At 32.3% G+C, this 25,575-nt stretch carries 16 protein-coding genes, 1 tRNA gene and 1 pseudogene; 7 read left to right on the forward strand and 11 right to left on the reverse strand.

All coding sequences use genetic code 11. From position 1 onward, the window contains the following. The first annotated feature begins 107 nt into the window (after window positions 1-107). On the forward strand, window positions 108-1,190 hold the full coding sequence (ruvB, locus tag RGRSB_RS04450; RefSeq protein ID WP_119260019.1) for a Holliday junction branch migration DNA helicase RuvB: 1,083 nt from the start codon (window positions 108-110) through the stop codon (window positions 1,188-1,190). 269 nt (window positions 1,191-1,459) lie between these two features. On the opposite strand, the gene RGRSB_RS04455 is transcribed toward ruvB, so the two are convergent. The 3 genes from RGRSB_RS04455 to RGRSB_RS04470 form a co-directional block, all read right to left on the reverse strand. After that, on the reverse strand, window positions 1,460-2,272 hold the full coding sequence (locus RGRSB_RS04455; protein WP_119260020.1) for a squalene/phytoene synthase family protein: 813 nt from the start codon (window positions 2,270-2,272) through the stop codon (window positions 1,460-1,462). Window positions 2,273-3,995: 1,723 nt separating this feature from the next. Beyond that, window positions 3,996-4,868, reverse strand: coding sequence for a glycine--tRNA ligase subunit alpha (gene glyQ, locus RGRSB_RS04460; protein WP_119260021.1), 873 nt, complete (start codon window positions 4,866-4,868; stop codon window positions 3,996-3,998). Window positions 4,869-7,586: 2,718 nt separating this feature from the next. Continuing rightward, window positions 7,587-8,717 (reverse strand): CO2 hydration protein, encoded by a 1,131-nt coding sequence (locus RGRSB_RS04470; RefSeq protein ID WP_119260022.1) that lies wholly within the window; start codon window positions 8,715-8,717, stop codon window positions 7,587-7,589. A gap of 139 nt (window positions 8,718-8,856) precedes the next feature. Here RGRSB_RS04470 and trmH point away from each other — a divergent pair, with 139 nt between their 5' ends. Next, the gene (gene trmH, locus RGRSB_RS04475; RefSeq protein WP_119260023.1) at window positions 8,857-9,528 is read left to right on the forward strand and encodes a tRNA (guanosine(18)-2'-O)-methyltransferase TrmH; all 672 of its coding nucleotides are present in this window, start codon (window positions 8,857-8,859) and stop codon (window positions 9,526-9,528) included. 495 nt (window positions 9,529-10,023) lie between these two features. Here trmH and RGRSB_RS04480 read toward each other — a convergent pair whose 3' ends face one another. The 6 genes from RGRSB_RS04480 to RGRSB_RS04505 form a co-directional block, all read right to left on the reverse strand. Further along, complete coding sequence (locus RGRSB_RS04480; RefSeq protein WP_119260024.1) at window positions 10,024-10,512, reverse strand: AIR synthase-related protein; 489 nt, start codon at window positions 10,510-10,512, stop codon at window positions 10,024-10,026. Window positions 10,513-10,518: 6 nt separating this feature from the next. Further along, window positions 10,519-10,725 carry an AIR synthase related protein gene (locus RGRSB_RS04485; RefSeq protein WP_269460802.1) on the reverse strand — a complete coding sequence of 69 codons (207 nt, stop codon included), beginning with the start codon at window positions 10,723-10,725 and terminating at the stop codon, window positions 10,519-10,521. Window positions 10,726-10,743: 18 nt separating this feature from the next. After that, window positions 10,744-11,067 (reverse strand): hypothetical protein, encoded by a 324-nt coding sequence (locus RGRSB_RS04490; protein WP_119260026.1) that lies wholly within the window; start codon window positions 11,065-11,067, stop codon window positions 10,744-10,746. 132 nt (window positions 11,068-11,199) lie between these two features. Beyond that, a complete protein-coding gene (locus RGRSB_RS11075) occupies window positions 11,200-11,490 on the reverse strand; it encodes an FAD-dependent oxidoreductase (protein WP_119260954.1) in 291 nt (96 codons plus the stop codon). A gap of 158 nt (window positions 11,491-11,648) precedes the next feature. Further along, a complete protein-coding gene (locus RGRSB_RS04500; protein WP_145961886.1) occupies window positions 11,649-12,089 on the reverse strand; it encodes an NAD(P)/FAD-dependent oxidoreductase in 441 nt (146 codons plus the stop codon). A gap of 970 nt (window positions 12,090-13,059) precedes the next feature. Next, window positions 13,060-13,518, reverse strand: a complete 459-nt coding sequence (locus tag RGRSB_RS04505) for a DUF2141 domain-containing protein (protein WP_119260028.1) — start codon at window positions 13,516-13,518, stop codon at window positions 13,060-13,062. Window positions 13,519-15,182: 1,664 nt separating this feature from the next. Here RGRSB_RS04505 and RGRSB_RS10730 point away from each other — a divergent pair. From RGRSB_RS10730 to RGRSB_RS04520, 4 genes and pseudogenes are all read left to right on the forward strand, one after another. After that, complete coding sequence (locus RGRSB_RS10730; protein WP_269460803.1) at window positions 15,183-15,314, forward strand: hypothetical protein; 132 nt, start codon at window positions 15,183-15,185, stop codon at window positions 15,312-15,314. 1,721 nt (window positions 15,315-17,035) lie between these two features. Then, window positions 17,036-17,986 (forward strand): TIGR04168 family protein, encoded by a 951-nt coding sequence (locus RGRSB_RS04510; protein WP_119260029.1) that lies wholly within the window; start codon window positions 17,036-17,038, stop codon window positions 17,984-17,986. A 126-nt stretch (window positions 17,987-18,112) separates the two neighbouring features. Beyond that, window positions 18,113-18,197: transfer RNA gene (locus RGRSB_RS04515), tRNA-Ser, on the forward strand. Between the two features lie 123 nt (window positions 18,198-18,320). Beyond that, window positions 18,321-18,945, forward strand: a pseudogene (locus RGRSB_RS04520) (LON peptidase substrate-binding domain-containing protein). A 15-nt stretch (window positions 18,946-18,960) separates the two neighbouring features. Here the strand turns inward: RGRSB_RS04520 and pheA are convergent. Continuing rightward, window positions 18,961-19,827, reverse strand: a complete 867-nt coding sequence (pheA, locus tag RGRSB_RS04525) for a prephenate dehydratase (protein ID WP_119260030.1) — start codon at window positions 19,825-19,827, stop codon at window positions 18,961-18,963. Between the two features lie 237 nt (window positions 19,828-20,064). Between pheA and RGRSB_RS10055 the strand changes: the two genes are divergently transcribed. After that, entirely contained in the window at window positions 20,065-20,205 is a 141-nt protein-coding gene (locus RGRSB_RS10055) for a DUF1997 domain-containing protein (protein ID WP_172582034.1), read from the forward strand. A 1,244-nt stretch (window positions 20,206-21,449) separates the two neighbouring features. Here RGRSB_RS10055 and rne read toward each other — a convergent pair. Then, window positions 21,450-23,432, reverse strand: a complete 1,983-nt coding sequence (gene rne, locus RGRSB_RS04530; protein ID WP_119260031.1) for a ribonuclease E — start codon at window positions 23,430-23,432, stop codon at window positions 21,450-21,452. Between the last annotated feature and the right edge of the window lie 2,143 nt (window positions 23,433-25,575).

Here is a 25,575-nt window from a genome sequence, read left to right on the forward strand (position 1 = left end):
ACTTGACCAGACATCCAACCTTGAACTAGACAAAAAGTTTTCATCATTTTACTTTCAATAGCTATTAGGATGGTAAAAACAATTCATTAATAACCTAATCATTCTCAATGACAGTTCAACGCTCAGCTAATTCTCAATCATTTTCTAGACAGAAGAAATCCTCTCCATCTTCTGCAGTCGTACTGTCAGGAAGAGCCACATCTCCAGAAAAACAAAAGATAGATGAGACCTTTCGTCCTAGTTGCTTAGCTGATTATATTGGACAAAAAGGTCTTAAAAATATTTTGTCTATTGCTATAGAAGCCGCCAAAACTAGACAAGATTCTCTCGATCATTTACTTTTGTACGGGCCCCCTGGACTAGGTAAAACCACTATTTCCCTGATTATAGCCACGGAAATGGGGGTTAATTGTACAATTACAGCTGCTCCTGCTTTAGAGCGTCCTAGAGATATTACAGGACTTCTAGTTAATCTTAAACCCGGCGATATTCTCTTTGTTGATGAAATTCACCGTCTAAACCGATTGACCGAAGAACTACTTTACCCAGCAATGGAAGATTATCGTCTTGACATTACCCTTGGTAAAGGACAAGCTGCTAGAACTCGCACTATTTCCTTGCCCAAGTTTACCTTGATCGGAGCAACAACTAAGATCGGAGCGTTAACTTCTCCCTTACGTGATCGCTTTGGGCTCATTCAACGATTACAGTTTTACAAAATTGATGAATTAATGTCTATCGTATTACGAACTGCCAAAATTCTGAATACGGCAATTACTAAAGATGGGGCGGCAGAAATAGCTCATCGTTCACGAGGAACCCCTAGGATTGCTAATCGTTTATTACGGCGAGTGAGAGACTATATGCAAGTGAAAAAACTTGATTGTATTTGTCAAAAATTAGCAGCAGAAGCCTTGGATATTTATCAAGTCGACATTCAAGGACTCGATTGGACGGATCGCCTAATCTTAAAAACTATGATTAATCAATTTCAGGGGGGACCTATTGGGCTAGAAGCAATAGCGGCTGCTACAGGAGAAGATGCAAAAACTATTGAAGAAGTTTATGAACCTTATTTATTACAAATTGGTTATCTTCGTCGCACACCTAGGGGAAGAGTCATTACTAACCAAGCTTATCAACATTTAAAACAAATAACTGAGGAACAGTTATCTATTTTAAATAAATAGTTAATAAAGAGTTTAAAATTAATTTACTCTTCTAGAGTAGCTATAACTAAATCATAGTATATAAAGACTAAAAATTTTGCTCTACAAGGATTTTGAAGTCTAATAAACTTAGTTTTTATAAAAATTAAGTTTTCAAAGTTATTAGTGAATAACCTATAATAACTTTGTCTATAAGAGCCAATTAATTTTTATTTAATCACTAAAAAAAATAATCTCTCCGAAGAGAGACTTGATTCTAAACCTAATCGCTAATTTTTAACTTAATGACTTCAACCAGTTACTTGTTGGACTAAAGCAATAACATCACTACGGCTTAGTTTTTTTTTGCCTAAAGCCATCACCTCTAGAGTTCCATAAGCCAATGCCAAAGGAATTTTACAGAAATTCAAGGCCGGTCCTGGGGGCAAAGACTTAGTATAGTAATCAGCTAACGTAAGGTTACGACGAGCATATTGATGAACATCTTGTTCTAGCCATCCTTGGGGCAGGAAATTCACTCCACGTTTCAGATCTTCGCGATGATTACGGACAATATTAACCGCTTGTAACCCTCGACCAAATCCAATAGCATAGGTTCGGTTAGTTTGAGTCCCATCGTACCAGGCCCACAAGTCAGACAAAAGTAACCCTACTGCCCCAGCCACACTAAAAGTATATTGATCTAAGTTAGCTTCAGTATTGATTGTCCAGTTGTTTTCAGCCCAATATGCCATACGATCAGCCATTGCTGCTGTAGCATCCCAAACACGAGGAGCAATGGAGTTAGGAGCCAACAAAGCCCATTCTCCTACCCGTAAAGTTACATCTGGCAAAATGGCATTGTAGTGCATCAACCCGACTGAAAAATTTTCAATACTAGTGTTTTCTGTTCCTGACTGTAAATTGAGACTCATACGGCGTAAAAGTTTAGCTTTGGTGAAATTATCAAGTTGAGGATGATCTTCTACTTCATCAATAGCCCGCATACATAAATAAGCAGAGGAGACAGCCTCCTGTAACCCATCTGGAAGACGGCTAATGGGAATATAAAATGTTCTACTCGTTTCCTTGAGAATTTTTAGGGCATTATTTCGTAAAGTCATTTATTTAACTCCTCACACCAATTTAGGCAATAGCATAGACTTACTTATCTGAGAGATCTAACTAAACTATTATGAAGTTCCTAACTAAAGGAAAATTTACTATCTATCATGTTAGATATTAAGGACGATGTCCATTGTATTATGCTTAAGTAAAATTTGCTTTAACTAGATAGTTTCATCAGATTAAGTACATTCTGATTAAGTAAACGACGGTTCTCTATCCTCAATGAAATAAAAAGTCGACAGGCTGTAAAGATTCAGTCGTGACTCACGACACCAATAGGTCTCAACCAAGACAAGACTAACTATTGAGTGGTTCTCGGCATTAGAACTGTCTCTCTACCAAATCAAGATATGACCGAGATTTTTGTGAGGCTCTATCTCCTCGAGATTACAAAAATTAGTGAAGTTGAGTCGAGTTTCATCGTTGGTTGTTATTTAGGATCGCAATAATACGACCAGTGACTACCATAACTAAACTAGCATTTTGGCTATATTATTACCAAATTATTCCTCAAATTATTCTAGTTACAGCTACTATGATCAGTTTGACTACTTATCTAATTGGTACTGCTTCAAAATTTACCCCGCACGGATTATTTAACTGCAGAGGATAAGGAACATTGTCGGAACTTATTAGTCTTTGTTGCTTCGGTAGAATCAGTAGTTAGCATTAATCTCCGAAGGTTATCAGCTGTCAGCTTATAAGTTTACATAAAATCCTGCAATAGTTGGTTTTTATTTTATTTTTTGAGTATAGCTACATCAGAAGATATAAATTTATGTAGTTTTACTATTAAATAATAGTAATGTTGCCTTAACTCAGTAGAATCATAGATCTTATGGCGACTTTCATTTAGGTAGATAAGAATGAAGAAACAAAGAAAATATTAGTTTTTTTTTTTGAAAAAAATACTTCATAAATATTTAGGCTAAAATCACAAAAATTTATAGTAAAATCAATTTATCAACTTTAAAATAAGTAAAAGATTTTAAGTAAATTAAAGTTCTGTTTATGGTCTTCATAGACGTCGTTAAACAACAAAAAACAGAAACCTATTCCCTTATTAACGAAAAAGATTCTCTTTAATCAAGACAGAACTACTTAATATTTTTGAACAATCCTTAGAAAAAAATAATGGTACTACTTTTAATACAAGCAAGTATTTACTAACATAAAAAAGTGAAGAAACCACGTATAATAGAAGACATCTTAGACATTAGGATAATTGAATTTTCCGGGCTTATCTATGTTTAGGCAAATCTAATAGTTTTACTCTAGAAGAGTTTAGAACACAAAAAAGAATGGGTTTAAGATTTAAGAAAGTGAAATATATAAAACAGTTTAAAGTCTCTCTATTCTATTTTTTAACACATCAATCGGCTTTTCTAAAAGTATTTGATATAAGCCCAAACTTTTTGCTAGCTATATGCAAAGTTTTCCCTGTTAGTTTAACATAAAAATACCTGAATTTCTTATTATTTTTTTTATATAAAATAATTATAATTATAATTATTTTATATACTTTTTTATAAACTTATATCTTTGATAGTTTTCTATTTATATTTTTGGTCTTCTAAAGCACTAAAAATTTTTTAATATCCTCGGTGTTTAAATTTTCTATTTTCTCACTTATATTGAACTTCAGTCCTGTTAACTCATTTTAATATGTTTATATTGTAAATAATTTCTAATGTTAAAAACAGACAATTCTTACCTATCTTATTTAACCAAGGGAAATCCTAATTCCTCTCGTTGCTGTAAATATATTTTGGCAACTTCTCTGGCTAAATTGCGAATACGTCCAATATAACGAGTTCTTTCGGCTACTGCGATAACTCCCCGTGCATCCAACAAATTAAAGCTGTGGGAACATTTCAGGACATAATCTAAACTTGGCAACACTAATCCTCGTTTAAGGAGTTGTTTGGCTTCCTGTTCGTATAGTTCAAATAGTTTAAACAAAAATTCGGGATCAGAGGCTTCAAAATTATAGGTACACTGTTCTACCTCACTTTTTAAAAAAATATCACCATAATTCACCCAATCATTCCACTGAATTTTAGTAATGGCTTCTACGTTTTGAAGGTACATAGCTAACCGTTCCAACCCATAGGTAATCTCGATGGAAACGGGACGACAATCAATCCCTCCACATTGTTGAAAATATGTAAACTGTGTAATTTCCATGCCATCTAACCAAACTTCCCAACCTACACCCCAAGCTCCTAGAGTAGGAGACTCCCAATTATCTTCGACAAAACGAATATCATGATCTTCAGGATGAATTCCTAACTTTCTTAGAGAGTCAAGATAAGTTTCTTGAATATTATTAGGAGATGGTTTAATAAGTACCTGATATTGAAAATAGTGCTGAAAGCGATTAGGGTTTTTTCCATAGCGGCCATCTGTTGGACGACGACAGGGTTCCACATAGGCTACTGCCCAAGGTTCAGGACCAATTGCCCGCAAGAAAGTATGAGGACTCATAGTTCCTGCTCCTTTTTCTGTGTCGTAGGGTTGAGTGATCAAACACCCACAATTGCCCCAAAACTCATGTAATTTAGTAATAATTTCCTGAAAATTAATCGACACCTAATACCCTCACGTCCCAAAATGAATCTTAATAAATTGCTCAACGTCCATTCTGACACCCTGACCATTATATTTTCAAGAGTGATCTTAATTTATTTGAACTAGAATTTGCAACGGGTAATGTTTTTCATCTTTTTCTTGAAATTTTAGTTTACTAAACAATAAAAAAAATACTTCAGTAATCAGTCTCAATGTTCTTGAGACTAACATAGATACCTCTAAGTAGGTAAACTTAAACTTAAATAAGTACAAAATAGAAAAGTGGTTTATAAAAATACTCACTAGATATTAGTCTGCCTAAAAATTTAGCTAGTAGAATCATAATAGCAAAAACTATCTAACTTAACTTACGACTCAAAAATTATCTCCAAAATGAGAAATAATGAGAATAAAAACAGAAATATTATATTTACCTGCAACAGGACGGAAAATTTTAGAAATTGCAGATTGGCTGAAAATTTTAAAATATAATTAGGAAAACAATTTCTAGATAGATTCTACAAAGAAGAGAATAATTGTGGAATTTTTTAATCTACCGTTTGTCTGAGAGCTTGTCATTAAGATTTTTGTCTCTCTGTTGAAAATAATCTTGCTATTAAAAGGAAATAGACATATTAAGGAGTGAGCCGATCTCTCTGACGACGATTTCTACAACATACGCTCAAAGCGCAAATTATGTGACTGTTGCTCTAGGCTTAGGCTAATCACCTCTTGATGTTTTGCTTTAATATCTGCCGCAGAAGCGTTACCTTGTATTATTGTACGTGAATATTGGCTGGTTACTTGTATTTTTTCCTACAATTACTCTATTCAAGGACGATATCTTTAACGAACAGAATCAAGTTTGTTTACTTGTTCATTACTGAGGTTAAGTTGTTCCATTAATTTTTCTGGGCTCTTCTGGACTCATCTTCCTAGGTCATTACGTCTTTGGGTATGCTATTGATGTTGACACTTACAAATAAAATAATATTGTTGTGGAAAAGATTCTATAAAAACGATAACATCATGTAACGGAAGGGTAAACAAAGATATTATTAATACTCTGCGATTAAATTTCATATTTAAGATCTTCTGAGGTACTTTCAGTGAATTGATAGCTTTACAAATGATAAAGTTTCTTCTGGAAGTTTATACTGAGATATTAGATTTCAGTATTTCCTAACAACAATCAATTAGAATACAATAGTTTGTAATAGTTTAGACTTGATGTCTTTCCTAGGGGTTACTGCAAATTTTCTACCATAAAAGTTCCAAATTCGATTATATTTATCCTATTTTTTATTCGGTAAGATAGTTGTAACCAATAATAATCTTTATCAAGAGCTGCTAGCGACTACTGTGCTAGTAATAAGCCCAACTTAAAGTCAGACTTTCTAACCTTTAGATTGAGATTATTTAGTAATTTTGTAAATTAATTGACTTTCAATAAATGGTTTTTTGGGATAAGTAGAAAACGTTTAAAAAAAAAAGATTACTTTTAGATGTTTATAGAAAAATTTTTACATTATAATTTTACTTGTTTATAAAAACACTTACGGACTTGATTACGATCATAAAATAAATGAGATTTTACGGTTTCCATAGATAACTTTAAGATATTCACAATCTCTTTTTGGGAGACATTTTCTAAGTCATGTAATGATAAAACAACATAATGTTCTAAGCTAAGGGTTTGCAATCATTGTTAAGCTAAATATCAATAATGTATCCGCATTAAGTCAGAAGTATCTGATGACAGAGAAATGGTCATATTTAAGGCTGTGCTATTTTCAGTTAAAGAGAGACTTTAAGCTAACTTCCGTCTTTTATCAGTAGCCACGTTTTAGGCAATTCCGTGCAGCTAGGTAGAACAGTAATTAAGGTTGCGTAGTCGAAGTAATGTTTTCTAAACTCGGAGAAAGACTTTCTATACTAAGTCATCAGACATTTCACGTCCACACAATGTTGATAGCGCCAGTACAGTTGTCGGAATAAGATAGAATTGCCTTGCCGACACTGCAGTACTATGTCTTTTTCTTTTATATAAAGTTTGGTTGTCTGCCAAGATAATTGTGCTTGATTTCACCGGTCAATTCACTTGTTTAGACTGGGGAGTTATTTCAAAGTTCAATTAATGACGAAGAACAATGAATCTCTAGCCAGCTGTCTAAAAGCTGTCATTGAAATGTCATATCTATGTAGTTGTACATACAACTATCTAATTTATTTTGGAGAGAAAAAGATGAATCAATAAGGGATAAACTGATGGAAGGAGATTAGTCAAGAAGTTTTGAACAATACCTTATCTAAAAAGTCTCTCTTACTTTAATTTACTGCAAATTTGATTGCGGTTCTGTTGACTATCATAACTGTTCTTTGTTAGAAACTTTCTATAAACAAAAGATTAAGAAGAATTGACTTAATTAATTGTTTTTATCGCAAGTGTAAACTAATATTAAATCACACTGTAACGTACCGAGCCCAATTAATCTTAAATTGTCTTGGATTCTTTGTTGGACTCTATATTAGCTACTATTTTACTAAAATTTCTCAAAACAACAGTTTATTAAAAAGAATTTCTTATAAGATAGTGACTCCTTGACATATAAATTTCGAGATTAGTAAAAAACATATATTGATGGTGTGAGCAGTCAGTAATTTAGAAAATTGACCTGTAATTTGATCGAAAATCAAATTTTCTCTTTACCTTTATAAGAGAACTATTTAAGATCAAAATTATTGATTAGCCATTAGCAAGCGAGAGGCTAAAAATCTATCCATCCACATTTCTAAATAAGCGCGATTTACTTTTTTTTCCTCAAATTTGGTTGTATTTAAAGAATAAGGAGCTAATTCTTTAATGGCGGCTGTCATTACACAAAACATAGATTTTTGAAAAGTATGACAAATTTTCACTAATAAGTCATCTTCTTGACGAATACTGTTTTGGTAAAATTGATAAAGGTAGTTTGGTAAATAATGTTTTATATCCTGCATCAGTAAGGTAGGTGGAATTCCTGCACATCCTACAGAGAGAGGATCAGCGTATAAGGCACCATAAGTAAATAAATCCTGTTCTTGAGGAATTTGATAAGCTTGAGCGTTGTAAGAAATAGTTCCTAAGAAGGGAGTTCCTCTAAAGAAAATTGACTCTATATAAGGAACTGCTGTGTCAGGCAAGAAGGTTAATCCAACAGATTTAGGGATGATATCGTAGCCTTTATTAAAAATAATAACTCGATAAGCAATCGGTTTGTTAGCATTTTTAACTAGCCCATCTGAAATGTGTTTAACTACTTGTGAAATTGATTTAATTTCTTCTCTATCATAACGATCAGAAAGAGACAAAAATATATCAGCCATTACTCGCCAAAATTGTCCTAAACCACTATAGTAGGACATCATTCTTATTTGTTCAGGCAAAAATTCAGGAAAAATCTTATCTAAAGTTAACATTAAAAAATTATTTTTAAACTTAAATTTAATAATCTGTTTAACAGCCTCTTTAAACTCTGGGGTATCTAAGTATCTATCTAGTCCCCCTCCTCCATGCCACATCATGGACTTCATACAATATTCAGCATACTCAAAATTAATACGGTCATGACTCCAATGGTTCAATAATTTCTGGAAAGAAACCTCACCATTGAAATATTTAAAGAAAGGGAATATTATTAAGAATTGATTTTCAGCAATATAAATTAAATTACGGGAATAAGCATCTAATATCATTCCATAACTTTTTAAAATACCTACTACTTCAAGAACATTGTTAGACGAGTTTTTGAGAAGTGCTTCCCCTTGTTCTAAACGATAGATGTACTCAGCAAGAGGATGGCAAGAAGGTTTCAGTTGGATAGTAACCATAGTATATTTATTAAATTTTTGTTGAGCGTTTAATTTGATGGTCGCAGAAAAGTGATCGCCTTCTATCGTTCTACACGAAGGAATTTAGATGCCCCACCTTGTGTGTTAATTTATCAAAACTGATTGTGCGCATTGCTATATGATAGGAAGTGTGATTCCTAAACGTTACCATCGATTAAAACAAGTTTTAGACAGACGGCAACCGGATTTGACCGTCCTAACTGAGGATGTCCATAAACCTCATAATTTATCCGCCATTATACGCACTTGCGACGCTGTAGGAATCTTCGAAGTTCATAGTGTTAATGTCACAGCAGAATTACCTACTTTTTCTCAGGTATCTCAGGGCAGCGAAAAATGGGTTTTTCTGAATACTCATCCTGATATCAAAACAGCAATAAATTACCTTAAACACCGAAAATTTAAGGTCTATGCGGCTCACTTTAGTTCTGAATCCTTAGACTATCGTCAGATAGATTATACTCAACCTAGTGCCATTATTTTCGGGGCAGAAAAATGGGGAGTCACTGAAGAGGCGGCTCAGTTAGCCGATGAACATATTGTTATTCCCATGTTGGGAATGGTACAATCCCTCAATGTGTCTGTAGCTGCTGCAGTGATTTTATTTGAAGCGCAACGTCAACGGTTAGCAGCACAAACATATAATCATACTCGCCTAGATTCTAAGATATATAATCAAGTTTTATTTGAATGGGGTTATCCTGAAATAGCACGAGTTTACCGCCAACAAGGAAAATCTTATCCTACCTTGGGGGAGAATGGAGAAATAAAAGAAGGCTTTTATAAGTAGTTAAACATCAACTAACGATCCTATTTTAGGAACTATTAAGGAGGTAGGTAAACTGTCAAATCATACTGATAAAGTCAAAAAATTTTATCAAATAATAGTCTTAAACAAAACTAAAAACTAATATATAATTCAGTTGGCGTAAATTTGATACTAATTTTTCACCTAGTTGAATAATATTTAGATTTTTCTGTTTAGTTTTAACTCAGTCAACTTCTTTAGTTGTTCAGTTGTTAACAAGAAGTTTCTTCACTTCTAAACTATTTTGTTCTGAGCAGAATTCTATATAAATAATATGAACTGTCGCCAATTTGTCTCTTTTTGTTTTTTGCCATTCATTTTTAACTATTGTAAATAAGAATATAATTATCACTATTAATTTATAATAATGAAAGGTTGAGTTATATTTTTTTATAAAACTTTACCGATAATGCGTCTGTATTTAAATACTGACTGAATCAGTTTTAATAAGCATTTATCAGCTTTATTTGAAGGAATTTAGGCAGGCAGTCCCCCAGAAGTTTGAGGATAAAATAGTAGTGTAAATTTATTTTTTCGTTTAACTTTTTCCCGATTAAGAATATAATTGCTTGCCTGTAAATTCTGAGGGTATAAAGAGCTAGTAATTCCCTGTTTTGTTGTTTGTATTGATCCTTCTAAGATAACAATGTCTTCTAACTCTAGACTAGCCGATATTTTAGAAGCCTTAATCATCTCTACTAGGTGTCCTAGTAATCCAAACCCAGTTATATTCGTACATGCTGTCGCTTTAAATTCTAAAAAGATCTTTGCTGCTTGTTGATTTGATAGTAATATGGATTTGACAGCGTTATCGATCCATCTTCTTTTAGCTTGATAATTCATATCAGCTGCAAATAAAGTTCCCGTTCCAATTCCTTTAGTTAAAATCAGTTTATCTTCTGAATTTATCCCACTTTCCTTTAAAAAATTATTTGAAGAAATGAAACCATTACAGGATAATCCCAGTGCTAATTATAAGGATTCTATCGTATGACCACCAATTAAGGAAATCTGAGATTCATTTAAGATTCTAATAACTCCAGAAAGAAATTGATATAGGGTTTTTTCTAGTTTCTTTTCTAACCCATAAGGAAGAGTAACTATTGCTAAAACACTATGAGGAGTTGCGCCCATAGCAAAGATATCACTTAAACAAGTGATGAGCAGTAATTTGTCCAAATATAAAAAGATCGTTAATTATACTTGGAAAAAATCAACAGTTTGTACTAATAAATTTTGATTTTTTAAAATTATTATTGCTGCATCATCAGGATTATTTAGTCCAACTAAAATATTGTTATTTTGCTTGATTTCCAAGCGATTTAAAATTTTTTCTAAAATATAACTCCCTACTTTTAATCCACAGCCAGCACAATGCATCAAATTATTTGTTTTTAAATATAAACTATCAATGGTAGTGAGTCGTTTTTTATTCATTGAAGTAAATTTTTTAAATTGTTGCATAAATTGTCGATCAATATCATCTTTCCAATGCCATAAAATAGAAGATTTCCAGCCCAAATAACCCCAAGATACTATTGCTTTCTTATCTCCTGTTCCAATTAAATTTAAAAAATACTTTTTAAGTTGATAAGATAATAAAGGTTTTTCTAAAATAATTTTTTGTAAGTTTTTAAATAAAGGCTTTCTTTGTCAAACTGCAAAAACCCCCGCTTTAGGACAGGAAGTGTTTTGAATTGTAGCAATATCACCAGCTGCAAAAATATTAATATTGGAAATAGATTGTAAGTTATTATTAACTAATATAAATTCCCTATTATCAGTTTTTAATCCACAATCTGTTATCCAACTAGGTGCTGATGCTTGAGTTACCCAGAAAATAAAATCACAGTCAACAGCTAAACCTGTATCACAACAAACTTGATAACTATTAGAATTATTAGATGTTATTTTTATTACTTTTTTATTGAAAAATAGTTGTATTTATATTGTTTACAAGCTAAATTTTTAGCTTTTTTTAACCCAATAATTATGATTAATCAGTAAAGTTTTTTCTTGATTCAATAGATTAATTTTTATATTATATAAAGGCTGATTAAATTTTTTAAAAATTCTAATTAAACGACTATGTATATTTAAGGCTAATTCAACTCATCCTGAGCCTCAGCAACAATACCTATAGAATATTGTTGCTGAGGCTCATTAATAACTATTTTAATTAATGTATTCCAAACTGTTAAAAATCTGGAAATAGGTTTAACAATAATTGCATATTGAGAAGCACCAGAAATATTAACTGTTTCTGGAGTACTTCCAATATCAATAGATAGATAATTAAAGTATACTGGAGAATGATTAGCACAAATTACTTTGTTATTAATTAGATCTAAATTAATTGCTCTATCAAGATAAAGTTGAGCTTGAAAAAATCGAGCAAGACGACGCATATCAATATAAGTTTCATTAAAACTGTAAACACCAGCTACATGACCTGGTAACATTTTTGAATAAGGAGTGTGGGAGATATCTGTAATTAAAGTGAATCGTACTCCGGGAATTGGATTCGGTTTTGATTGCATCATTTTGTTTTATAGAAAACTTAATCTACAGAAAAAATTTTATTGGCTGTATTTATCCAAATAATCTCATTTTTTCCCTAAAAGACAATATCTAGTATTTATTAAATATCAAGTCAGTAAGTATAAATAATTATAAAATATAAACATAGTTTAAAAAGGTAAATTACTGGTTTCTAGCCTATATAAAAATTTAGATTATATAATTATAATAGGAGAAATTTTCAAAGTATAATCACAATATAAAAAAATTTTTAAAACTTAAATAAAAACAAAAATATTACACTTGAATCTGAGGAAATAAAAAGTAATAAAAATATTAAATTAAGCGATACTTTAAAAGTATTTTTTAGATAGAAAATTTAAATAAAAAAATAATTATAATTATCTCCAACAAGGAAAACAAAAAAACTTGTAATAATTAATAATTATCGAAATTTTCTTAAAAGGATATAAAATTCAAATTGACTTTTATTAAAAATAATTAAATTAAAAATATATAGATAAATTGTTTTTTGTCTATATATTGCAGTAAAATATACTTGTATAAAAGTCGAAATATAAAAATTAGTTTCTCATAGTTAAAAATACAAAAATACTAAATATAACAAAAATATATAAACTAAATCAAAGGTCTAATTGTAATTAGAGCAGTGATTAGACTAAAGAAGAATATTTTTTTATCAACTTATACTCCAGAAGTCAATTTAATAAAGGGAAAACAGTATATAATAGAAACTTATGAAATTGCTGTAAAGATATTTAAAAAAGCATATAATTTAAATGATATATTTAAACGAGATGATATAAGTAAAACTCTAATCATTTAAATATATATATATAAAATGATTTATTTTTTTGACGTTTATTTAAGTCTACTTAAATAAGTAGTTTTTTTATAAAAAGTTTTATAATAGTGAGTTATATTTTACATATAAATTATATAGTTCTTAAAAGAATTTTAGAAAGTCATTGTTTACAAAACATATTGTAATTTAATTTTAATATTGATGTTTTTACCAACTACCAGAATAGCTGACTCACCAAATTTAGGAGGACCGTTTTTAATTATTGGATTACTAGAAAATCCAAATTTTTCTGTAGGAATTCCCAGAAAATTACGATTGAGTTCACCATCTTCATTATGGTCTAAAAAAACTGCCACAGCATAGATTTTTGGAGGTAAATTATTGAATTTCACTCGCATAGGATTATCGGTGATTTTTATACATTCACTTTCAATTGCATCTTTCTTACTATCCGGAAAACCTCGACTACTTGAAAATAAACTGAAACAAAGCTGTCCGCGACGTTCTTCCAATCCAGCGATTTCAATTGTGAGATCACTCATTAAATTGGCATTCACAGAGCCGGAAATACCTAAAATTCCCACTAAAAATACTAAGCTAGCACTTATTTGAGATCTACACTTCATTATGGTTTCCTCTAAAAAAATATTTTTTATTTAATCTAAATACAATCGTTAATTATGACCTTCTAAGGAGTCGTCTAAGAGAGTAATTTTGTTGCAAAAGTTTATCTCGATTTTGGCATCAATAATCTCTTAGCTTAGAACCTCACTAAATATAACATTCTTGTCAAAATTATTAGTTTTTTATTAAATAAAAATAATTTCTCTATTACTAGAATTTTTAAAAATGGTAATTCACTTCTATTAACAGAGGTATATCATACACTATATAAATATTTTTACTGATCTAATAAAAATTGATTAAAAAGTTTTACTTAATCTTTTAATCAACTTAATAAAATAACATAATGCGTTTTTAGCAAAAGTAGTCAATTTTTAAATTAAACTAAATATATCAATATAACTAATATTTTATTCATTTTCTATACATATTTTTTGACTGTTTTTTTTAAAAAACAGTGAGAATGATAAGAAAAGTTATGATAAAATGTAGGCTTATAATAAGACATCTTATTTTATAAATTTGATTAACAGTATTTTTTTACATAGTCTGATCATATTTTTGTATGTTACAATCAACAGATATTTAACTTAAATTAATATAATTAATATAAGTTCTAAGAACTATTGGTTATATAGGATGTTAATGAAGATTGATTAAAAAAGATCTTTTATAAAATTTGATAACTGCCACGATTGAATTTTTTAAATAAACAGAATAATTTTTTCTTTTATAGAAAAAAATAAATGTAGTTAATTTGTTTAGTTCATGAATAATAATTTCTCTTCTGTATTAGCTGTAATAAAAAACAATAAGTAAAATTCATAATTATTACTTTATCAAACTTTGTTATTATCCTCAAAATTTGAATTTTATCACCTTTAAGAAGAAAAAACATCTTCAGCTATTAGTTAATATCTAATCAATTTCGGTATAGAATAGTTAAGCTAAGACTTTTTAAATAGCAGAAACTAATTACTAGTAGATAAAATCACAATTATTGTGGTGAACTAGTTGCCAACTAGCTTAACATTCTTCCTAAAATTAGAGATAATCAACATTCAACCTTATGTAGAGATATATAAAAGAAAACTCTCGGGAGTCTTGCCATGTTTCGACCCCAAGAGCTTTTGTCTTTCATTCTTACTCCTCACACATATTCGTCTTGACACAAGTTTCTTTTAAAAGTTCCTATAAAAATGACAGTTTTTGTATTGTTACTGTTGAATAAATAACATTCATAACCAAAACCGTTTTGTTCTGATCGCATTTAGCCATAATTAAACCTTGCCTTTTTACGTAAAACATAAATATTTATCAATCTGTTTATAATCGATAATCTATTCTGATGTCATAATTTAGATATGGCAATATAAATCTATGATTTGAAATTTCATAACAGTTATTATCCATGCACTACATCAACTAGTACTTCGATGATTATCATAATTACAGCTTTAAAAAGGAGAGTTGATAAAATAACGATTACATTGATTAATTAATGCTGATCGCAATCGTTCTGTCCTAACTTGGTCACGGAAGTGTAAACTTCTCTTTTATATAATTGCTCAAGCAAGCTTAATCAGTATTATCCGTAAATATCTTTATTTTATTAGTCATTGACACTATAGCTGGACTTGAACTAGAAGATTTTAAAATATTGCTGATGATAGTAATTTATTGTACTTTGCCCACAACTCCTAACCATCTTGATTCATATACCATCGTCAACGCTGTTGAACAATTACAACCTCTTAATACTAGTATTGAAATTTTACTTACTAACGTTGATGTGTAGATTGAAAATAGAAGAAGAGTAAAAAATTTTGGAGAATGCTTAATTTGTTCTATTTAAATAAAACTAATCTTCTTCTCTTGGTTGCTTTGCGAATAGTTTTTCAATAAGAAATTATCATTAAAAACTATTCCAACTCTTATTTTTAAATTTACTTAATGAGTTTATAAGATGATATTGTAAAACAATGTGCCTTAGTTTTTGTGTGACTTTGATGCAACTTAAAAGCTAAAAATTACTATTTTCATAAGTAAAGTTTACATTTCTGTTGGATCCAAAAAAATTTTATTTTTGTTTAACTAGTTCCTAAAAAACTGAGTATACTTTACTGAAATATCGATAAAAATAATTACTGTAATTTTTCTTTTAAACATTATTATTAATAATAAAAGTTCTACAAAGTAACTATAGTTGATTATATTAATAATTACACTATTACAACAGTGAAAAGACTTTAATATATAAAAAGATTTAAAGATTTAATATTCTGAACATAAACAAGTAATTAGTAACTAATTAACTTTTTTCTAATGGATAAAATTATCTTTTTTCTCTAAAAAAATAATGTCAAAGTCCTATGTCAACAAAATGACAATTTTGTTGACATAGGACTTTGACATTGCAAAATACTTCGGTAAGATCAGGACCGCATGTTAATATATGTAGCACCACACATTAAAAAATCTATTTATAGCTTAAAGCTGCTGCTTTTCCTTCTATCCCTAAATATTTGTCAAACTAGCGTTAATGTAGATTAATGTCCTTTCCAATTTGACAAACTAATCACCAATAATATAGTTTGGGCTATTAACACAATTCTTAAGTATCTGAAAATACGCATAAAAACGCATCCTAATTTTTTTAAACCCCGAGAAAAATACAATTTTGATAATTGTCTATAGGCAGAGGCTATGTCTAAAACTATTAAAATTTGTTGTAGAACTTAAATATCAACTATCTTGATAGTCTTGTTAGTTTTTTATTTGTATTAGCCACTGAGATTATTTATAATAATCAGTATCCTAGATTTTAGTATAAAGAATATATTTCCATATTAGACAGTAAAAACAAACGGAAAATTTAATAAAACCTAACTAAAATGTTTCTATACCTTCTCAAGGCGTTATCTCAGACTAAACAGCAAACACTCAGTTTACATCAATTACCTCAATTTTCTGTTTGTCTGAGATAAACTTATATTTATCCATTGGGAGGAGTATTTATTGAATCTTTATTGATATCTCCGCTTGTCTAGATTAATATAGACAAACTTTAAAACTGTATAGGAATCTTCTGTAGATCATTTTATTGATCATCTTAACAAAAACTCGTTATGCCTTCCTATTCTCAATAACTGGGATATGGTAAAAAAGTAGTTTAGTATCCATTGTGTTTGAGAGTAATTACAAAAATAATTTTTATAAAGAAAAAAAAGAGCAATCTAAATCCTTCGTTTTTTGTTTCTGCCGTTATAGTGTGCTAATTTTTAATAGTGAAAGGATATCAATGTGGGCAGACAGACAAAGATTAATTTCAGTGTTCCCATCACTTTAAATTAATAGTGTTTTTAGGTTATACTCTCTATACATGTTATGATAAGCGAGTAGGTCATAAAAACTAAGTTACAAAGCCTCTATAGTAGATTGCAGTTTTCGTTGAAGTTAAAAACTACAAATATTACCAAGTTGGATTGGGGAATTTAATTGAGTCCTTGTCAAATTAGCATGGCTAACTATTCTAAGCAAGAAGTCATCATTGCCGTGGTCGGTGATGTTCATGGTCAGTGGGAAGAGGATGATAATCTAGCCTTAGAAAATTTAGGAGTTGATCTTGTCCTCTTTGTTGGGGATTTTGGAAATGAGGCGGTTTCTATTGTTCGTTTAATTGCTGATCTTGAGCTTCCTAAAGCGGCTATTATGGGCAACCATGATGCTTGGTACACTGCTTCAGACTGGGGGCGCGAACAATGTCCTTATGATCGAACTAGAGAAGATTGGCTACAAGCACAACTCGATTTGTTAGGGACAACCCATGTAGGTTATACGAAGCTAGATTTTGTGGAATTAAACCTCTCAGTGGTGGGGAGTCGTCCCTACAGTTGGGGTGGATCTCAATGGAAAAACAAGACTTTTTTACGTGATCGTTACGGTGTCACTAGTTTTGCGGAGTCTACTGCTAGAATTGTCGCTGCAGCCAAACAAGCCACATACAATACTGTGATCCTTTTAGGACATAATGGACCAACAGGATTAGGAGAAGAACCTGAGGCAATCTGTGGACGCGATTGGAAACCCTTGGGGGGTGATCACGGTGACCCTGATCTGGCACAGGCTATCACTGAAGTTCGCGCTTTGGGTAAGCATATTCCCTTCGTGACCTTCGGACACATGCACCACCGATTACGGTATACAAATTCTCGACTAAGAATTCAAGTTGAACATAATTCAACAAAAACAATTTATTTGAATGCTGCCAGTGTTCCCCGCCACATAGAAAAAAATAAAGTTAAATTGCGCAATTTTTCATTAGTTTCTTTGAATCAGGGAGAAGTTAAAGAAATATCTTTGGTTTGGGTTGATCCTAATGGGATAATTGCCTCTCAAGATTGTTTGTATCGTTATCAAGATGCGATTGCCCCAGGTGCAGCCTTTCTAAAAAATACGCAACTTTCTTAACCAATCAACCAATCTTACCTATCTCTGGTATTCATGCGTAGAGCTTTTTACTGGGGATTCGTAAAGTCTTATTAATTATGTGTTAATTTAACAATTTTTGATAGAATGGAACTTGCTCATATTATTGGAGAGGTGGCAGAGTGGTCGAATGCGCCCGACTTGAAATCGGGTTTGGGTAAAACCAACGTGGGTTCGAATCCCACCCTCTCCGTTATAAGATTAATTGTTAAGAAGTTCTTGTCCCAACAAAAAGTTTTAAACTTGAGAAATCACTTTGAGCGATAGAAATTGACCAAAAGAGTAAATAATAGCTTATGGACGTTCTCTGTCTATTATGAAATCTCCATCTCTGTCCGTTAGAGAACTTTGCATGTTTTCTTTACTAGAAGTCCTTTTATTTTCAGGTTGTCCCTTCCTCTCCATATTTTTGAATTCCTCTATCGCATGATGGTAAATATGGCTTTAGAGTTTTGTATAGTTAATTCTCTCAACAGCAAAATTGCTAAAGTAGGTTGTTATTATGAAGTTATTTGATATCAACGTTTACCTTAATGATCGCATGAAAGTTCTTATCATTGGACAGCGAAGATTTAGACTGCTTAATACCGTTTGGGAAAAACCCTATCAAGTGGGAGTGGTAGAATGGGTCAATGGGTCGATGATAAACTTTCATCCAAAGATTTAAGGTCCCTAGCCTACGAAGTACACAACGGTTATTTAAAAAAATCGTACGCCTTTCAGTAAAATTGACAGATTAAAAGATTGAATTGTTTGAAGATTTGCCTGATATTCCTCTACAGTTATCCCACTGGGTCGCTAAAAATATTTACGGTGTAGCCACAGAACAACAAACCCCACTGAATATGTAAAATACTGCAACTCACTTAAAACTTGAATCAGAGATTCTAACCTATACCCGTAATTATTTAGCGGCTAGAACAGCTCTTAAGATGTACTAAACTAGTAAAAATACCTTAAAACTGAGCAATATCTATTTTTTTGAGCGTTAATACCTTATACCCCCCGAAAACCTTTAAAGTTTCTGTATAGGTGCTCAGTTCAGCTAGGGCTTCTTCAATAGCATTGAACTCTGAGTTGATCTCAAGATCGATAAAAAAGAGATATTCTCCCAGTGATCGTTTGGTAGGGCGCGATTCGATACGACTTAAATTAATTCCCCGTTTGGCAAATACCTCCAAAGGTCTAACCAGTGTGCCGGGGACATTATCAGAAACACTAAATCCTAAAGAAATCCGACTCCCTTCTATGGTAGTTGGCGTTAATTCCAATATCCAGAACCGAGTACAATTATCAGGATAATCATTAATATCATTGATCAAGATGGGAGAATTGTACAATTTAGCAGCACGGGGAGAGGCGATAGCCGCCGAGGTGGAATCGAGATTGATTTGATGTAGAGCTTCCGTGGTTGAATTTGTTGGAATTAAGGAGACAGAGGGTAAATTCTGCTCTAACCAATGTTGACATTGTGCTAAAGCTTGAGGATGGGAATAAACTGTTTTTAATCCTTTCAAGGATTTTCTTCTTGATAATAAAGCATGGGAGATGGGCAAGACTAACTCTTGTTGAATCTTGAGTTTGTCCAATTGCCAAAGGCTATCGAGAATAATGGCTACTGTGCCTTCTGTGGAGTTCTCCACCGGAACAACAGCCTGTTGAGTTTCCCCGTAGGCAACAGCGTATAAAGATTGAGCAATTGTCGGATAGGGACACATAAGAGATTTTTTTCCCTCTTTTTGCTCTAACCAACGCTGATAAGCCAAGGTAGCCGTTTCTGCATTAGTCCCCGTCGGACCTAGATGAGCAATGGAAATAACCATAGGTAATAAATTTGTAACCTGATTGATTATATCGAGATTTGGACCGCTATACTTAAGTAACTTAACTCAATCTAAAGTTCACGTGAGTATCAAGTTTTATTAGAAAAACTTTCATCAAAATTTTTCTAATAAAACTTGATTTTTTGTCAAATCAATTTCCTTAATTCTTTAAAAGAATAGACTAAAATTAAATAAAAAAATCTTTTAAATAAAAATTTTTAGGTAAATTAATTATCCATGGATGTTTATTTTAATGCTTTGGAGTCAGTCTTCAACAATGATGAATATACTTCAATTCCCTTGCATAATTATCTGCGACAACCTCAACGGTTAGTTGAGGCAATCACCAATCCAAAATTATATAGAACCCATTTATAAAGAACTCTTTAGGTTAAAGATATATCTCCTCCACTTTATGCAGCTTTATCATTTCCAACCCATAGTTGTTTTAAACGTTTGAGCTAAAATTCAATGCAAAGTATATTTAAGATCCAAAGAGTGCAAAATTTGGGGCATTGACGATATAAATGAATAATCGCTTTTCTTTGAAGCTTAGGGGGAAACCCATTCCAGAAAATCAGGAGGAAAAAATCTATCTGAAAAGCCAAGCTAATTTAGAAGTTATGGTAGTTTTACCTCCCTCATAATGATTGAGAAGTTAACCATTATAGGGAATGACTAGTAATAGACTCCTAAAAAGGATTCTACTAAGAATTAAATAATGCCCACTGAGTTAATTACTCAAAGATTACAGTGAGTTCACTAGTCGACATTCTTTATAGGGACTTACTTAAGAAAATTGACTTACTTCTTCTTTTAACTTTTTAGCATGTTTATATCAAGGCCTAAGCTTACTCCGTTAGAGCCTATTTATAAATAAACAAAGCATTGAACATTGGTGTAAAACGATTGAGCAAACAACTCATCGTAACCTACTAGTTAGAAGACTTTTATTTTTGGATTTACTTTATGAATACTTTTGTATAGTCATTAGTAGTAAATATTTAACAATTTCTTATTAGGCTTAAAAGAGCGATTACCTTTCCAGACAAGAGAGCCTATAGTTTATGAATCTCTTCAAACATTAAGAGCTTGTTCAAGACAACCTTTTGGGTTGCGTAACAATATAAATCTTTTTTAAAAACACTTGCCCCCAGACAACTATTGCTAGCACAAAAGTTTATTTTTTTTGCAATCATTATAGATTTTTTAGATTTAGAATACTAAATTAGTAGCCGATGACCTCCAAAACTCTTATTTTAAATGTATTCTATCATTTAGAAAAACTTAAATAAGTCAAGTTTTCTAAAGCTTGAAAATTTTATAAAACAGGATTTTCAGCTTTGGTTTATCGTGATTTCATCATAGCCAAGGTATAGTACTTGCTGTCTTTAACTATTATTTTCTTTTAAGACGTACTTGAAATAGGAAATACTATCATATGGCTAAATAGTGCTCTGTATCCCACTTCATCGGTTTCCGCAGCAACTAAACGTCCGTGAGGACAATAAATCCAGATTAATCTTTATACAACATGAGCTGACGTAATTTTTATCACACATAAAAAGGGATAATTTAACTTTTTCCCTTCTTATGTATCTATTTGGATTCAAGGATAATTCTTAAGCTTCTTTGGCGGAAGAACGACGACGACGACGACGAATCACAGGGCGTTCGGAGTCACTTTCGAGGAGTTTTGTTGATGCTGCTTTATCATCTGTCTTCTCGTCATTATTAGAAAACTCAGACACCTCAAGGGGAATGGATTGAGGTATAACAAATGATGTGTCTCCACAAGGAATCTCTGGTTCCTCTTTTACCTCTTGTATTTCTGGTTCCTCTCTTATTTCTTGTGTGTTCGACATATTTACTGAATGTTCAGGGAACTTAACAGATACTAATACAGATTTAGGGTCTTTAAACTCACGATTAAGACGCACTAGAGGAGAAACTCCCATTAAGGCATATAGATTTTGTTCCAAAGGGGTCATTTCCACAGATACCTTTTCCATCGGTATTTCTTCTCGGCGTAAATGCCTATGTCCTCGTTCTTTCCTAGGTTCAGCCTCTGTTTCTCCTAAATAGTCACTCTCTTTTACCACAATACTGGGAATCACTTTAGTCGTCGACTCATCCTTCAACTGAGGTTGAGATTGACGGCGACGACGACGACGAGTGGCATTGGAGGCATTACCCTGTTCTTGATAGCTCGGATGGTGAAGTAATTCTAATTGATTAGGGAACTGATGTATTTCATCTTCAAGACTAGATTCTCTAAGAACTTCAGGCTTTTCTACAGATTTTTCTACTGGTTTCACAACAAGGGAGGTGGAAACCACAGCAAACGTTTCTAACGGAATCAATTCGGATTGTCCTGGAAGGTGAACCATATGTCCTAAACCACCACAACTGGGACAGGGTTGACCAAATAATTCGTAAATGTTTTTACCTTGACGTTTCCGAGTCAATTCAACTAAACCTAATTCCGAAAGTTGTGCAATTTGGGGTCTAGCTTTATCAGATTTGAGGGCTTTGTTGAAATGTTCTAATAACTTAAGTTGATCGCGCCGTGAGTCCATATCGATAAAATCTACAATGATTACCCCTCCAATATTACGTAGACGCAATTGACGGGCAATTTCTGTAGCTGCTTCACTATTAGTCCACAGAACCGTTTCTCTAGCTGTTGCTGAACGTGTAAATGAACCAGAGTTAACATCAACAACTGTTAAAGCTTCAGTGGGTTCAATGATGACGTAACCACCAGAAGGTAAGTCAACCCTTGGTTTGAGCGCTTCTCGAATCGCGGCATTGACGCGAAAATAATCTAAAACTCCAAGATGTTCGCGGTGATGATCAATCAACACTCCTTCAGGAGAACGGCCACCACTCCAGTTCATTAAGTGCTGTTTGACTCGTTTTACCCCTGCTTGGGAATCTACAACAATGCGGTTTACCTCTGCACTATACATGTCTCGTAACACCCGTTGAATAAAATCGTCATCACGGTTGAGTAGAGAAGGAGGACGAGTTGAAGTAGCCTGAACTTGAATAGATTCCCATTGTCGCTGTAGAAACTCTAAGTCCTCCATAATTGCTTCTTCAGCTTTCCCCTCAGCTTCTGTCCGAACCAGTAACCCCATTCCTGCGGGCTTAATTAAAATAGCTAAAGCACGTAAGCGACTACGTTCATCATCATTTTTAATTCTTCTAGAAAGGTTAACCCCTCGACCATAAGGCATCAAGACTAAGTACCGGCCTGGCAATGTAATATTCCCTGTGAGTCGTGGACCTTTATTTCCCGTGGGTTCTTTCATCACCTGAACCAACACCTTTTGTTGAGGAGTCAACAACTCTGTAATGGCTCCCGCACTTCTTTTTAAGCGAAGAGGACCTAAATCTGTGACATGAATAAACCCATTGCGTTCTGCATCCCCAATATTGACAAATGCTGCGTCAATGCCTGGAATTACATTTTCGACTACTCCTAAATAAATATCGCTAACTTGTTGGTTGCCAGTGGCAACCACTAGCTCTTGAATTTGATCTTCCCAGAAAACAGCAGCAATGTGGTGTTGCTCTGCGATAACAATTTGCTTTGGCATGCAATTCCCTCAAACTTTTGTAGCCGACTAGAACACCTTATATAAGTCGAGTGCCTGTCGATATAGATTAGTCAAAAAACTGTCTAAATTTAGTCGCAATTGACTTTAAGCCAATGAAGAATCGAAGAAAATTATACTCACCCTTATTTTTCACCCGAACGTCGGCTATCTAATTAAGCTGACGTAAGTAATCTCGTCTGAGGAGGTTGCTCGTTTTCTGGATGTATCTCTACCAATCTTAAAACGAGAATTGTAATTCGATATTTAGCGGACCCCTCTTTGAACAAACTTGTCAGCACCAACATTTATTGCATGTGAGACGCTTCCTAGGTGAATTGAGTTGATGATAGAACCAACAAGAAACACTTTAACTGTTTCTAACAGTGAACTAACTAATGGTTACAGTCAACTAAACGGTTAAGTTCTATTTGTATTAAATTACTTCAGCTGGTTGAGTGATTTCGGTTTCGTTGGACATTAATCATTAAGGACAATCTACATGAATACTAGATTATTTTAACCTAATTAAAACCTAGTTGAAAACCTAAAGCCATATCATTAGCTCACTTTTAGTTTTTGGATAACGCTAATGTTACCCGATTGTTTCTATTTACATTTTCAGGTTGAGCAACTGGTGTTAATCATATTTCTTAGAATCCTATGCGTTTAGAAGTCAGATGTAACTCTATTTAATCACCCTAAGTAGACTCGTTTCCAGTTATAAGCATCATCTTAACATAGATATGTCCGTCATTTATTTTTCTTATGTAGACTTGAAAGCTAATGTTCAAAGCATATCGTATAAACCTTTCTGAACTATTACAAGAGAAACTTGTCCCAAATCCGGTTGTAAAAACTCACTTCAACTTGAAGAAAGGAAGAAGGCAGAAAGGGAAAGGAACAAAGATTTGAGAAGGTAAGAGAAAAAGGGGGATATGAAAACCAGATCATGATGTCATAGGTTGATACAAAGTAAGAGTGTAGACTGAGGGTGAAGAGGTTAAAGAGAAAATCTTCGCCGAACTTTGACTCAATAACAATAATATGCCGAAAAAATTTATTTTTTTCCTTTTCCCAACCAAAAGTTAAAACTATTCAGTAAGGGAAAAATTTCTTGCACCGAGTCTGTAGAATCTATTTATTGTTAAAAATTACGAATAAAGGACTCTTTATTTTAAATAAACAAACCGTGGATTCAACAGAAGTAAGTCATCGGTATCGTTACAATTAATGTAATAGTCCTAATTTTAGTTTGGGTAGTTGTGCTCTCAATTCCTCGACCCTTCTCTAACATTTCTAATATGAACAGAAATGTCTAAACTGATAAAAGAGCTCCAAGTAGGTTAAGGTTTGTCCATTCTGGCTCTCTAAAAGTTGAAAATAGATTTCTAATCTACCACTGGACGCCCCACTAGTTAAGAATAGGTTAGTGATATTAGATTTAGTAAAAAAACATTATTGATAGTAGTATTCACTGTATCGATTTTTTAGATAAAAGTCACATTTTCTGTGGTTAAGTTTGTTGATAATAGTCTTTTTTATACTTTTTTTTGATCAAGATTAAACTATCTATAAAAAAATATTGGCAGTTAAAACTACCAAGTCTAGGAAGTTGAATAGATATGAGTGTTTGGGAATTGCAAGTAGTTCAGCTTAGGCTAGAGTCGTTATAAACATAAATGGTTTAACATAGCTTTGTACTCTATCTAGAAGTTTTGACTCTTTAATTGGATGTATTAAGGTGAAATTTAAAAGATATTTACTTTTATGTATTTAAATTCTACTTAACTTGTCATGTGCGACCAAATACTTAAAGAGGAGAGAACTATAAGCAGATTTTAACTTTTTATTTTTTTGAGCAGACTAATAGTTAGTCTACTTTTCTTTGTTAAGAAAGTAAGAATCATATACATCTTTTGTCCCTAGCATAACTCCACTGTTTTAGTGACGATTAAAATATGTTTTTTTATTAACTAAACATTGCGTTATGTTTAAAAATTCTGATACGCTTATTCCTTGTGTATAGTCTTTCATGTTCTTTTTTTTATGAGCTTTAATTGAGGTAGCACTTCTTCCAATATGTTAAACTCTAATACATTGCTATTGTTAGTTCATTCCTAAAAAATGTAGAGAAAAATGTCAT

It is taken from the genome of cyanobacterium endosymbiont of Rhopalodia gibberula, assembly GCF_003574135.1.
Taxonomy (GTDB): Bacteria; Cyanobacteriota; Cyanobacteriia; order Cyanobacteriales; family Microcystaceae; genus Rippkaea.